General features: G+C 64.4%; 10 protein-coding genes and 2 pseudogenes. 10 read left to right on the forward strand and 2 right to left on the reverse strand.

Annotated features, from left to right (window positions below):
* The first annotated feature begins 52 nt into the window (after positions 1-52).
* The 8 genes and pseudogenes from L1F31_RS07025 (at position 53) to L1F31_RS07060 (ending at position 7,390) form a co-directional block, all read left to right on the forward strand.
* On the forward strand, positions 53-1,249 hold the full coding sequence (locus L1F31_RS07025; protein ID WP_265419931.1) for an MFS transporter: 1,197 nt from the start codon (positions 53-55) through the stop codon (positions 1,247-1,249).
* Between the two features lie 215 nt (positions 1,250-1,464).
* Positions 1,465-2,346: pseudogene (locus L1F31_RS07030) on the forward strand (ISL3 family transposase); the annotation flags it as partial.
* Positions 2,347-2,479: 133 nt separating this feature from the next.
* On the forward strand, positions 2,480-4,018 hold the full coding sequence (gene istA, locus L1F31_RS07035; RefSeq protein WP_265420372.1) for an IS21 family transposase: 1,539 nt from the start codon (positions 2,480-2,482) through the stop codon (positions 4,016-4,018).
* Entirely contained in the window at positions 4,015-4,845 is an 831-nt protein-coding gene (gene istB, locus L1F31_RS07040; RefSeq protein WP_265417432.1) for an IS21-like element helper ATPase IstB, read from the forward strand. Before istA ends, istB begins: the two co-directional genes overlap by 4 nt.
* Positions 4,842-5,102 (forward strand): hypothetical protein, encoded by a 261-nt coding sequence (locus L1F31_RS07045; protein ID WP_265417433.1) that lies wholly within the window; start codon positions 4,842-4,844, stop codon positions 5,100-5,102. The genes istB and L1F31_RS07045 overlap by 4 nt, the downstream gene beginning before the upstream one ends.
* 176 nt (positions 5,103-5,278) lie before the next feature.
* Positions 5,279-5,716, forward strand: a pseudogene (locus L1F31_RS07050) (transposase); the annotation flags it as partial.
* Between the two features lie 79 nt (positions 5,717-5,795).
* Positions 5,796-6,593: a carbon-nitrogen hydrolase family protein gene (locus L1F31_RS07055; protein WP_265419933.1), complete on the forward strand. Its 798-nt coding sequence runs from the start codon at positions 5,796-5,798 to the stop codon at positions 6,591-6,593.
* A gap of 71 nt (positions 6,594-6,664) precedes the next feature.
* Positions 6,665-7,390: a TetR/AcrR family transcriptional regulator gene (locus tag L1F31_RS07060; RefSeq protein WP_265419935.1), complete on the forward strand. Its 726-nt coding sequence runs from the start codon at positions 6,665-6,667 to the stop codon at positions 7,388-7,390.
* Positions 7,391-7,482: 92 nt separating this feature from the next.
* Here L1F31_RS07060 and L1F31_RS07065 read toward each other — a convergent pair whose 3' ends face one another.
* On the reverse strand, positions 7,483-7,914 hold the full coding sequence (locus L1F31_RS07065; protein ID WP_265419936.1) for a hypothetical protein: 432 nt from the start codon (positions 7,912-7,914) through the stop codon (positions 7,483-7,485).
* On the reverse strand, positions 7,911-9,491 hold the full coding sequence (locus L1F31_RS07070) for an acyl-CoA carboxylase subunit beta (protein WP_265419937.1): 1,581 nt from the start codon (positions 9,489-9,491) through the stop codon (positions 7,911-7,913). Before L1F31_RS07070 ends, L1F31_RS07065 begins: the two co-directional genes overlap by 4 nt.
* Before the next feature lie 67 nt (positions 9,492-9,558).
* Between L1F31_RS07070 and L1F31_RS07075 the strand changes: the two genes are divergently transcribed.
* Both L1F31_RS07075 and L1F31_RS07080 read left to right on the forward strand, forming a co-directional pair.
* On the forward strand, positions 9,559-10,422 hold the full coding sequence (locus L1F31_RS07075; protein WP_265419938.1) for a biotin--[acetyl-CoA-carboxylase] ligase: 864 nt from the start codon (positions 9,559-9,561) through the stop codon (positions 10,420-10,422).
* Positions 10,422-12,086: an adenylate/guanylate cyclase domain-containing protein gene (locus tag L1F31_RS07080; protein WP_265419940.1), complete on the forward strand. Its 1,665-nt coding sequence runs from the start codon at positions 10,422-10,424 to the stop codon at positions 12,084-12,086. Before L1F31_RS07075 ends, L1F31_RS07080 begins: the two co-directional genes overlap by 1 nt.
* Positions 12,087-12,153 lie beyond the last annotated feature (67 nt).

Here is a 12,153-nt window from a genome sequence, read left to right on the forward strand (position 1 = left end):
CGGTAATGTGACTGTGTTCCGATCGCAGAGCAGAAAGAGAGACCGATCTCCCGTGGCACAAGCGAAGCTGTGGACGAAGGACTTCATCGTCGGGATCGGTCTCAACCTGTCCATGTCGATGGTCTTCTACCTGCTCATGACCTCGATGGCCGGATACGCCGTCGCCCGCTTCTCCGCGGGAGAGGCCGCTGCAGGCTTCGCCTCCTCGTCATTCGTCATCGGAGCCGTCATCGCACGTGTGCTCACGGGCAAGTACCTCGACTTCATCGGCCGCCGCACTCTGCTCATCATCACCATGGCCGTCTCCGTGCTCGCCTCGCTGGCGTACCTGGCCGCTGACGGCCTCACCCTCCTGATCGTCCTGCGCATCATCCACGGCATCGCCTTCGGCGCCGGGAACACCGCGATCATGACCGCCATTCAGAGCATCATCCCCTCCTCCCGCCGAGGCGAGGGGACCGGGTACTTCGGGACCGCGACGACTCTGTCGACGGCGCTCGGCCCCTATCTGGGTGTGATCATCCCACGCGAATTCGACTTCGCGATGCTCTTCATCGCCTCGGCGATCATGTCCGTCATCGCCCTCATCGCCTGTGTTCTCATCCGTCTGCCGACCCAGGAGCTCAGCGACTATCAGCGGCGGACGAAATGGCACCTCAAACTCGGCACACTCGTCGACCGGGACGGTCTGCGCATCGGTTCGGTCATGCTGCTGGCCGGCACCGCCTATGCCGCGGCGCTCGTGTTCCTCGCCGGCTACGCGGCCGAACACGGTGTCGCCTCGGCGGCATCCCTGTTCTTCGTCGCCTTCGCTGTGTCCTCACTCATCGCGCGGCTCTTCGTCGGCCGTCTGCAGGACGTCTTCGGCGACAATGCGGTGATCTTCCCGGTCTTCATCTGTGATATCGCCGGCAACGTCCTCCTGGCCCTGTGGCCGACGATGACGGGAATCGTTCTGGCCGGTGTGCTCATCGGCTTGGGCTTCGGTTCGCTGATGCCGTGCATGCAGGCCATCACGGTCAATTCCGTGCCGATGAGTCGGGTCCCGGTGGCGACGGCGTCGTTCTTCCTGCTCCTGGATGCGGGATCGGGCATCGGCCCAGTGGTCCTCGGATTCCTCTATTCGCTCACCGGAGGAAACGGCATGTTCCTCGTCTGCGCGGGCCTCGTTGTCGCGGCGATCGTCGTCTACGTGATGGTCCACGGGCGTCGCCGAGGCGGCCGACCCGGCCGAGAATACCTCGCCTGAGCCCCTGCCGTACCCCAGAACTACCTGACGGCGCCCCAGCACCCTGGCGCCAGGGTGCTGGGGACCCGTCGGGTAGTAATACGGCGGTTTTGGGGGCTCTTCGTAATTGAGGGTGTACACCGGTGATTTCAGGACACGGCGTGGCGTAGCCCGGATAGACATCGAGGTCTTCCGATGATGGAAGTTCTCACACAGTCCATCCGAAAGACCTCGACGTGGCCAAGCCTACTTTCTCGACCCCTGACCTCACGACATTCTGCCGACTCGACTCCCTCGACCTGACCTGTATCGGCCAACACATCACCAGGCACAAAACCATCCTGGAATGTCAGCCCAACACTGCCGATGACTGGTGCCGTCGGTGTGGTGGCCACGGGTTCGTTCGCGATACCGTCGTCCGCCGTCTGGCACACGAACCCTTCGGCCACCGACCGACCACGCTTCATATTCGCCTCCGCCGGTACAAATGCGTCGAGTGCGGCCACGTATGGCGTCAAGACACCACTGCTGCGGCACCACCACGAGCGAAGGTCTCGCGAACCGGCCTTGACTGGGCGCTGCGTGCCCTCGTCATCGACCACGACACCGTGTCCGTGATCGCTGCGAAACTCGCCGTGTCCTGGCATACCGCGAACTCTGCAATCCTCTCTGAAGGCCACAGGCTGTTGATCAACGACCCGAACCGTTTCGACGGGGTCAGCGTCATCGGTGTCGACGAGCATGTATGGCGGCACACGCGTCGTGGTGACAAGTACGTCACCGTCATCATCGACCTCACCCCCATCAGTGCAGGAACGGGACCGGCACGCCTGCTCGATATGGTGCCCGGCCGGTCGAAGCAGGTGTTCAAGGAGTGGTTGAAAGCCCGACCCAAGGTTTGGCGTGATGGCATCGACGTCGTCGCGATGGACGGGTTCTCCGGCTTCAAAACAGCCTCGGTCGAGGAACTGCCAGAAGCCATCGAAGTCATGGACCCCTTCCACGTCGTCAAGCTCGCCGGTGATGCACTCGACGAGGTACGCCGCCGTGTTCAACAGGAGACAACTGGCCACCGTGGCCGAGCGAAAGACCCCTTGTATCGGGCGAGGAGGACTCTTGAGTGTGACAGTCTGAAATGGCCCCACTTGGAGCAAAAATGATCCTCTGATTTGGCCCCACCCCCGACCTACCAGCCGTACCGTTCGTGATGTCGACCAAGACGTTCACGAAGAGGTGGGGCATATGAAGGAGATGTCGAGAGTGGAGCAATTCGAGAATATCCGACGAGACCACAGAGACCATGAGATGTCGATTCGACAGTTAGCCCAAAAGTACAAGGTCCACCGCAGGACGGTACGTCAGGCGTTGGCGGATGCGGTACCACCGCGGCGGAAGACTCCGGAGAGGGTAGCACCAGTCCTCGGTGAGCACGTTGCCACCGTCCGGGCTTGGTTAGTTGCTGACAAAGAGGTCCCTCGGAAGCAGCGTCATACCGCCCGGCGGGTCTGGCAGCGCCTCGTCGAGGAGGAAGGAGTCGAGGTTGCGGAGTCGAGTGTGCGAACCCTGGTCGCGAAGCTGCGCCGGGACATTTTCGATCAGTCGTTGGAGGTCAAGGTTCCTCAAACCCATGCCCCGGCGGCTGAAGCCGAGGTCGACTTCGGGGAGTTCTACGCCCTCATCGGTGGGGTGTGGTTGAAGCTGTGGATGTTCATTCTGCGCCTATCGCATTCGGGTAAAGCCGTGCACATTGCTTACGCCAACCAGGCTCAGGAGTCGTTTCTCGACGGTCATGTGAAGGCCTTCGACCGGCTCGGTGGAGTCCCGACGGGCATGATCCGGTATGACAACCTGACTCCGGCGGTGGTGCGGGTGCTGCTGGGTCGGGAACGGGAGGAGAATCCCCGGTTTGTCGCCCTGAGGTCGCATTACGGGTTCGATAGCTTCTTCTGCCAGCCCGGGATCAAGGGTGCTCATGAGAAGGGTGGCGTCGAGGGGGAGGTCGGTCGGTTCCGGCGCCGTCATCTGGTGCCGGTGCCCGAGTTCGCCTCCTTAGCCGAGCTCAACGCTTTCATGGTCGCTGCCGATGCTGGTGATGACGACCGAAAGATCACCGGCCGGGTCGAGACGGTCGGGGCCGCGGCGGCCCGGGAGCTGCCTGGCCTGCGGGGTTTGCCCGATGAGGTCTTCGATGCCGCGCAGACCCTGTCGTGTCGGGTCGATGCGAGAGCCAGAGTGTGCGTACGTCAGTCCTATTACTCGGTGCCGGCCCGGTTGGCTGGCAGACGCCTCCAGGTGCGTTTGGGGGCCACGACGGTGACCGTGATCGCTGAGTCGGGGGTGGTCGCTGTCCATACCCGGTCGCTGCATAAGTACACCGAAGATTTGGTCCTCGATCACTACCTGGAAGTCCTCATACGCAAGCCCGGAGCATTCGCCGGGGCCACCGCGCTGGCGGCTGCCCGGAAGTCCGGGATGTTCACGAACGCTCATCAACGGTTCTGGGATGCTGCGCGTGGGCAACTCGGCGACACGGCCGGGACCCGGGCGCTCATCGGTGTGCTGCTACTGCACCGCAGCCTGCCCAACGGTGACATTGTCACCGCATTGACAACCGCGACCGGGTTGGGATGCTTCGATGCTGATGTGGTCGCGGTCGAGGCCCGCCGGGCCGGTCAGGCGATGACTGCGCCACCGGCGGTGGTCGTCCCGGCCCACGTCGGACCAGTCGGGGAGAGGCCGGTGCCGGGCCTGGGCGCCTATGACGAACTGGTCTCGGTGGTGGGAGCATGAACGCGAAAACCATCCCGGCATCGACGCCGGCAGTGACTGCTCTGGGTGATCAGGCGGCTGAGGCCGCGATCGCCACGGCTTGTCGGACCCTGTTCATGCCCACGATCCGTGACCAGGCCTCACCGATGGCCGAGGCAGCAGCCCGAGAACGGCTCTCGCACAAGGCCTACCTGGCTGAGGTGTTGGCCGCGGAGTGTGATGATCGTGATGCCCGCCGTCGGATCCGGCGGATCAAGGAAGCGAAGTTTCCTCGCACCAAGCACCTGTCCGACTTCGATACCGCCGCCATCGAGGATTTGCCGCCGGCCCGGTTGGCGACTCTGGCCACCGGAGCGTGGATCGATGCCGGTGAGCCGTTGGTGCTACTCGGTGATTCCGGGACAGGGAAGACGCATCTGCTGATCGGTCTGGGGACCGCCGCGGCCGAGCAGGGCCGCAGAGTCCGCTACGTCACGACGGCGGCCCTGGTCAACGAGCTCACCGAGGCCGCCGATGCCAAGCAGCTCTCCCGGGTAGTGGGCCGCTATGCTCGCCTGGACCTGCTGTGCCTGGATGAGTTGGGGTATGTCAGCCTCGATTCTCGTGGAGCTGAGTTACTCTTCCAGATCATCACCGAACGTGAGGAACGAGCCTCGATTGCGACAGCCTCGAACGCCTCGTTCAGCGAGTGGGGGCAGACATTCACCGACCCGCGGCTGGCCGCGGCCGTTGTCGATCGGTTGACGTTTAACGCCCACATCATCAACACCGGCACCAGCTCTTACCGGCTGCGCACCACCCGGGCCAGGAGCGAAGAGGCCACTTTGCAGGAAGGAGATCAACCATGATCACCACCGAGGATCAGGAACCAGCCAGCGGAAATGCCATCGATGCCACCGAGGACTGGGTCGCCTACATCAGCCAACGCCTCAATGACGCCCAGGATCTCCTGGACGGGATCAGTGTCACCATCGAGTCTGTTCAGCCCAGTGGCCGCGAGCATGCCGCCGATCTGATCGATTCGGCTATTGAGGACCTTCAGCGACTGCGTCGCCGATTCGGACCAACCGAACCCGACTACGGCCCTGGCGATCCGCCGTTCTGACCACACTGGAACCTGAGAGGCCCGGCCACTCCTGTGGCCGGAGAAAGGCTCGCAACACAACACCGCCCGACCCCGCTGGGCCGCGACTGTTACCAACGCGCGGCGAGCACGACCACACATGCTGGGGTGGGGCCAAATCAAAGCATCACAGTGGGGCCAAATGGGGTTGACACACTCAGACTCTGCACACCGGGGCTGATCTGCTCACGACCAAGCAGCAGGAGAGGATCGTGGGCCTCTTCGCTGACCCGAACTTCACCGCGGTTGAAGTGACCTGGGCCGTCTACCAAGACATTGTGACCGCCTACCGAACCGCCGACGGCAACGAGGGTAAGAAACTCTTGCAGAGGGTCATCGATGCCCTGACAACGAACCTGCCTTCTGAGCTAATTGAACTCAAACGGTTGGGACGGACTCTGAAGCGTCGCGCTGATGATGTGCTGGCGTTCTTCACTCGACCGGGAACGTCGAACGGGCCGACGGAAGCGATCAACGGCAGGCTCGAGCATCTGCGGGGGTCTGCTCTGGGGTTCCGAAACCTCACCCACTACATCGCCAGGTGTCTGCTCGAGTCCGGTGGCTTCAGACCGGTTCTACACTCTCAATTACGATGAGCCGTTTTGGGTTGGGCGGGATCGGGATAGCCTGGGAGGAACGCTGCAGAAGGTCGTGCCCAACGCCTGGAGGATGAGAATGAAGTTCGCGCTTGCTCAGATCAACTCGACCACCACGGTGCCCGACAACCTCGAGAAGGTCCGCACCTATACCGGCGAGGCGGCCGAATCCGGAGCCCGTTTCATCGTCTTCCCCGAGGCCACGATGTCGGCCTTCGGTTCGGGACTGCGCACCATCGCCGAGGAGCACGCAGAGTCCTGGAGGGCCGCGCTGCAGGATCTCGCCGCCGAAACCGGCATCACCATCATCGTCGGCGAATTCGCTGCGACAGCGGACAAGGTCATCAATCTGCTGGGCGTGTATGCGCCGACCGGCGAGCGTCGCGAATATGCGAAGATCCACCTCTACGACGCCTTCGGCTTCAAGGAATCCGACACCGTGGAAGCCGGAGAGGACCCGCTTGTCATCGACATCGACGACGAGACCATCGGCCTGGCCCTGTGCTATGACATCCGGTTCCCCAAGCTGTTCGCCGAGCTCAGCCGTCGGGGAGCTCGCCTGGCAGTCGTCGCCGCCTCCTGGGGAGCGGGAGAGCGCAAGGTCGAACAGTGGGAGATCCTCGCCCGTGCCAGGGCACTGGACTCGAACATGTTCATCGCCGCTCTCGGCCAGGCCGATCCCGAAGTCACCGGAGTCGACGTGCCGAAGAAGGGACCCACCGGGGTCGGGCACAGTCTCGTCTCGGACCCGTTGGGCAAGGTCCTCCACTCCCTCGACGGCGCCGAACGCCTCGAAATCGTCGACCTCGACCTCAACGCTGCCGACTCCGCCGCCGAGGCGGTCCCTGTGCTGGCGAATGCGAAGCTCGGTTACTGAACAGCAGGGCATGCCGGAGAACACATCGACCCGTGTTGAGGTGATCGCGCTCCGAGCGCGATAATCAGGTCATGAGGTCGAACGTGGAGAATGAATCTGCGGCACCGGGCGAAGGGCTGCGCGAACGCAAGAAACGCGAACGCCGGCAGGCTCTGCGCCGTGCGGCGATCGAACTCGCCCTGGAGAAGGGGTACCACCACGTCACCGTCGAAGACATCTGCGAACGCTGCGGTGTCTCCCGCCGGACCTTCTTCAACTACTACTCCTCGAAGGAAGAGGCACTGCTCGGTCGCGCCGACACCGTCTTCGACGAAGAGGACCAGCCTGCCATCGAGGAATTCGAAGCAGGCGGTCCCCACGGAGATCTCGTCGACGACCTCGAGTACCTGTTGGCCTTCATCGTCACCACGCGGATGAGTCGGCACGAGGAGATGCATCAGCATCACCTCATGCTCAAACAGGACCCTTCGCTGCTGCAGCTGCAGATGGCGCGGATGGGCAATAACGAACGACGCTTCCGGCAGATCGTCCAACGTCGCCTCGACGGCAGGGCCGGTCCCGCCTCGGCGGCAGAGTCCCACCGATTCGGGACTGACGTGACGTCGGTGAACGACGCGACGCCTGTAGCCGAGGACGAGGAAGCGGTCTCACTGCGGGCCGAGGCCGTCGCGGCCATGGCGATGATGGCTCTGAATCTGGCGTTCACCCGACTGCGGAGGTTCGGCGGCGAGCCCGAACCTGTGATGAAAGAGCTCTTCGACGAACTGCGTGTGATCTTCGACGAGAGCTCGGCCTGAGGCCAGCGCTCCGCCTGAGCTCAACGCTCAACCCGAGGCCCACGCTCAACCTGAGCGCAGCACTCAACCTGAGCTCAGCGCTCCGGATGAGCTCAGCGTCCCAGGTGCTGGTCCCAGGTCTGCGGCAGCCGCTTGCGGACGTTGCGCCGCGGTGCCCGGAAGCCGGCCCGATCACCCTTGCGGGTCTCGGACTCGGCGGCGGCTTCGGCCTGCTGCGCGGCATAGGCGATCGCGACCTGGCGGATCGCGACGACGGCGGCCACGGCCGCGGCGCTGGCCATCTCGTCGCTGATCGGCTCACCGTCATCGGAGTGCACCTGGGATCGTCCCTCGACGGAGGGCACTCTCAGCGCATCATCGACGAGCCCGGGATCCGCACCCGTCGACACGCCCGTCGACTCACCCGTCGACACGCCCGCCTCGGCGCCGTGAGACTCGGAGCCGTAAGACCCGGCGCCGGCGATCTCAGCGTCGACACCGTTCGGCACGTTCTCCTCGGTGTCGGTCTTCGCGTCCTCACTCATAGGGGGATATTACCGTGCTTGCGCGCAGGTGCGTCGACGTGCTTGTTCTTCAGCGCCCGCAGGGAGCGCACGATCCGATTGCGGGTCTCGCTCGGTTTGATGACAGCGTCGATATAGCCTTCTTCGGCGGCCAAGTACGGGTTGAGCAGCGCGTCTTCGTAGTCCTGGATGAGTTCGGCACGGGCGGCGTCGACATCCTCACCGGCCTCCTCGACAGCCTTGAGCTTGCGACGGTAGACGATGTTCGCCGCACCCTGGGCGCCCATCACCGCGATCTGCGCGCTCGGCCACGCGAGGTTGATATCGGCGCCGAGCTGCTTCGACCCCATCACGCAGTACGCACCGCCGTAGGCCTTGCGGGTGATGAGCGTGACGAGCGGGACGGTGGCCTCACCGTAGGCGTAGATGAGCTTGGCTCCGCGGCGGATGATGCCGCTGAACTCCTGGTCGGTGCCGGGCAGGAACCCGGGCACGTCGACGAAGGTGAGGATCGGGATGTTGAAGGCGTCGCAGAGGCGGACGAAGCGGGCGGCCTTCTCCGAGGCGTCGATGTCGAGGGTGCCGGCCAGCTGCATCGGCTGGTTGGCGATGACGCCGACGCTGACCCCCTCGACCCGGCCGAAGCCGGTGACGACATTGGGGGCGAAGAGCTCGGAGACCTGCAGGAACTCGCTGTCGTCGAGGACCGTGGTCACGACGTCGAGGATGTCGTAGGGCTGAGACGGTGAGTCCGGCATCAGCGTGTCCAGACCCTCGTCCTCGGGAGTCAGCGACAGGTCGGATTCGAACTCGTCGGCATCGGCGGGGTCGAGGTTGTTCTGCGGCAGGAACGAGAGCAGATCGCGCACATAGTTGAGCGCGTCGTCTTCGTCGCTGGCGAGGTAGTGGGCGTTGCCGGAGACGGTGTTGTTCGTCCGCCCGCCGCCGAGCTCTTCGTGCCCGACCGACTCACCGGTGACGGTTTTGATGACATCGGGACCGGTGATGTACATGTGGCTGATCTGGTCGACCATGATCGTGACATCGGTCAGGGCGGGGGAGTAGACCGCGCCGCCGGCAGAGGGGCCCATGATCAGCGAGATCTGCGGGATGACGCCGGAGGAGGCGACGTTGAGGCGGAAGATCTCGGCGAAGAGGGCGATCGATCCGACACCCTCCTGAATGCGGGCGCCGCCGGAGTCGTTGATGCCGATGATCGGGCAGCCGAGCTTGAGCGCAAGCTTCTGCACCTTGACGATCTTGCGTCCGTTCGCCTCGGCGAGCGACCCGCCGAGGACCGTGAAGTCGTGAGCGAAGACCGCGACGGTCTTGCCTTCGATCGTGCCCAGTCCGCAGACCACGCCGTCACCGTCGGGACGATTGTTCTCCATCCCGAACTGGTGATTGTGGTGGCGGGCGAATTCGTCGATCTCCTGGAAGGATTCGGCATCGAGGAGAGCGTCGATGCGTTCACGGGCGGTCTGCTTGCCGCGCTTGTGCTGGTTGTCCACCGAGCGCTGATTGCCGGTGTGAGCGGCGTCCCGGCGCTGGGTGAAAGCGTCGATGCGCTCGGCTGTAGTCCGTGGGGTATCCGTCATGCCTCCACAATAACGATGGATGAGACATTCATTGTGTACTCTCACCAAAAGAATCTAGAGTGGACTGGTGAACAGCCAACACCTTCCTCTCCTCGTCGACGCCGACTCCGTGCTCCGCGCAGCGGCGGAACGAGGTCTTTCGCTTCCGCCTCTGATCTGGGACGACACCTGCGCGTCGACGAACGACGATCTCGCCCGGCTGGTCCGTGAGAACGCGAACGCCGACACGCCCTTGGCCGAGTTCACGATCCGCGGCACCGATTTCCAGAACTCGGGGCACGGTCGGCTCGGACGGACTTGGACGGTGCCGAATCGACGCAGTCTGACGTGGTCGATCCTGCTCACGCCCCCAGCCGGATTCTCCCACTGGGGCTGGATTCCGCTCATCGCCGGGGAAGCCGTGCGCGCAGCCGTCGCCGAGGCGGGTGTGCCCGCCGTCATCAAGTGGCCCAACGATGTGCTCACCGATGAGGGCAAGAAGCTGTGCGGAATCCTCGCCCGCGTCGAACCCTTGGCCGGCGGCGCACAGATCGTGCTGGGGATGGGGGTGAACACCCGGTTGGAGCCCGCTGACCTGCCGCGTGCCGATGCGAGTTCGATCGCGATCGAAACCGGGCGCGACGGTTCAGAAATTGATCATGAAGCGTTGTTAGTCTCGAGCCTGAGCACCTTGATTCCCAGTTTCAGAGAGCTGACTGAGTATGGCGAGAAGGATTTCCGAACCAGCGCCGTCGCGCAGAGAGTGCGTGAGCACATGGTGACGCTCGGGACCAGGGTCCGCGTGGAGAAGCCCGACGGTTCGGACATCATCGGCATCGCCACCGGCCTCGACTCCGGCGCTGACCTCATCATCGACGATCGGGTCTCCGTCAGTGCCGGCGACGTCCACCACCTGCGTCCCGCGACGACTCCGGACGGGGGTGCGCGGTGATGGCGGTCTCTGATTTCACCGCCGGCTTCGACATCGTCCGGCCAGAGCAGATCGGCACAGCCGAGGTCGGGGACGACAAGGAGCGCCGAGACGGCGGTTCCGCCGATGTCGAGCAGCGCACCGGCGAGCCGGACACAGTCGCCGCTGAGCACGTCCGGGAGCCTGAGACTCGGGAGCCTGGGACCCGAGAGCCGGAGACCGCCCCAGGACCACCGGCGGAGCCGAACTCGAATGGCGGCAGCACAGCCGAACGGATGCAGACCCAGCCGACTGAGGAACCTGCACCGGCGCACGACGCAGCACCTGCCGCCTCGGTGCCGGGCATCGAATACGGCGATGATGACCTCGTCCGCGGACTCGAGACCACAGACGGACACGGCACCACAGACGATCGGACCTCTCCGGGCCGTCCCGGCACAGACGCCCGGGACGATTCGTCCGAGCAGGATGCCGACCCGCGCGAATCCGGAGCCGAATCCGCAGACGATGATGGCGAAGACTTCTTCGGAGGCCTCCGTGAGGATCCGCGCACCTCGGCGATGCAGATCGTCGACGAGGAGAACGCCGATGACGCCGATGGCGTCGATGCGCCGGACTTCGACGAGACGATCTACGAGACCCGGACGGCGGCCGAACGTCTGGAGGAGATCCTCCTCGACGGCAAACGCGTCCTCGATCGCCGCGAGGCAGCGAAGCTCGGGGGAATCTCGACCGTGTCGGCGCGCAAGATGTGGCGCGCACTGGGAATGTCGCAGGCAGGAGAGACGGACAAGGCCTACACGGTCAGCGACGCCCATGCGCTGCGGATCTGGGCGAAACCCGTCGCCGACGGCCTCATCGATCAGACCACTGCGCTGTCGCTGGCCCGGGCGATCGGGCAGACGACTGACCGCCTCGTCGTCTGGCAGATGGAGACGCTCGTGGAGTTCCTCACCGAGGAGAAGGGGCTGACCGATCCGGAGGCCCGACGCGATGCCCTGCAGGTCGTCGAGGACATGGTCGACCCGCTGCAGAAGATGCTCACGTATTCGTGGCGGCGCAACCTCGCCGATGTCATGGGACGTCTCAACGTCAACGTCTCCGATGGGCTGGCCATGGACAACAGGCAGGGCTGGTACGATTCATCGATGCCGTTGGCCAGGGCCGTCGGATTCATCGACCTCGTGTCGTTCACCCGCCTGTCGCAGAAGATGGAGCCCCGTCAGCTTGCGGACATGGTCCAGGAGTTCCAGGGCATGGCCTACAACATCGTCGCCACCGGCGGCGGCCGCGTCATCAAGACGGTCGGCGATGAGGTGTTCTTCGCCGCGTCCACGCCCTTGGCCGGAGCCGAGATCGCGATGACGCTCATGGAGCGGGTCACTGCGGCCGAGGATCTGCCGCAGGCGCGAGTCGGCTTCGTCTGGGGACGCGTGCTCTCCCGTCTCGGCGATATCTTCGGCTCCAGCGTCAACCTCGCGGCACGACTGACCGCGGTCGCCGAACCGGGAACGATCTTCACCGATGAGGAGACGGCCAGGGTGCTCTCGGCCTCCGACGCCTACGTCTACGAACCGCGTGATTCGATCTCCCTGCACGGCCTCGGAGAGACCGCTATCGGCGAGATGAAGCGCGGCACCGCGGCCCAGATGCGCCTCGACCTCGACGACGAATCCGAGAGCTGAGACCCGCTCAGCAGGTCGGTGCCCGGCCGATCGACGAGCGGGGCCGCTCCCGGGGCTCTGCTCAGCA

The sequence above is a fragment of the Brevibacterium spongiae genome (genome assembly GCF_026168515.1).
Classification (GTDB): Bacteria; Actinomycetota; Actinomycetes; order Actinomycetales; family Brevibacteriaceae; genus Brevibacterium; species Brevibacterium spongiae.

Bases quoted from the DNA above. Each gene is read 5' to 3' on its own strand.
- L1F31_RS07070 (WP_265419937.1), bottom strand. From the start codon at position 9,491: ATGACGGATACCCCACGGACTACAGCCGAGCGCATCGACGCTTTCACC.
- istB (WP_265417432.1), top strand. From the start codon at position 4,015: ATGAACGCGAAAACCATCCCGGCATCGACGCCGGCAGTGACTGCTCTG.
- L1F31_RS07080 (WP_265419940.1), top strand. From the start codon at position 10,422: ATGGCGGTCTCTGATTTCACCGCCGGCTTCGACATCGTCCGGCCAGAG.
- istA (WP_265420372.1), top strand. From the start codon at position 2,480: ATGTCGAGAGTGGAGCAATTCGAGAATATCCGACGAGACCACAGAGAC.
- L1F31_RS07055 (WP_265419933.1), top strand. From the start codon at position 5,796: ATGAAGTTCGCGCTTGCTCAGATCAACTCGACCACCACGGTGCCCGAC.
- L1F31_RS07060 (WP_265419935.1), top strand. From the start codon at position 6,665: ATGAGGTCGAACGTGGAGAATGAATCTGCGGCACCGGGCGAAGGGCTG.
- L1F31_RS07065 (WP_265419936.1), bottom strand. From the start codon at position 7,914: ATGAGTGAGGACGCGAAGACCGACACCGAGGAGAACGTGCCGAACGGT.
- L1F31_RS07045 (WP_265417433.1), top strand. From the start codon at position 4,842: ATGATCACCACCGAGGATCAGGAACCAGCCAGCGGAAATGCCATCGAT.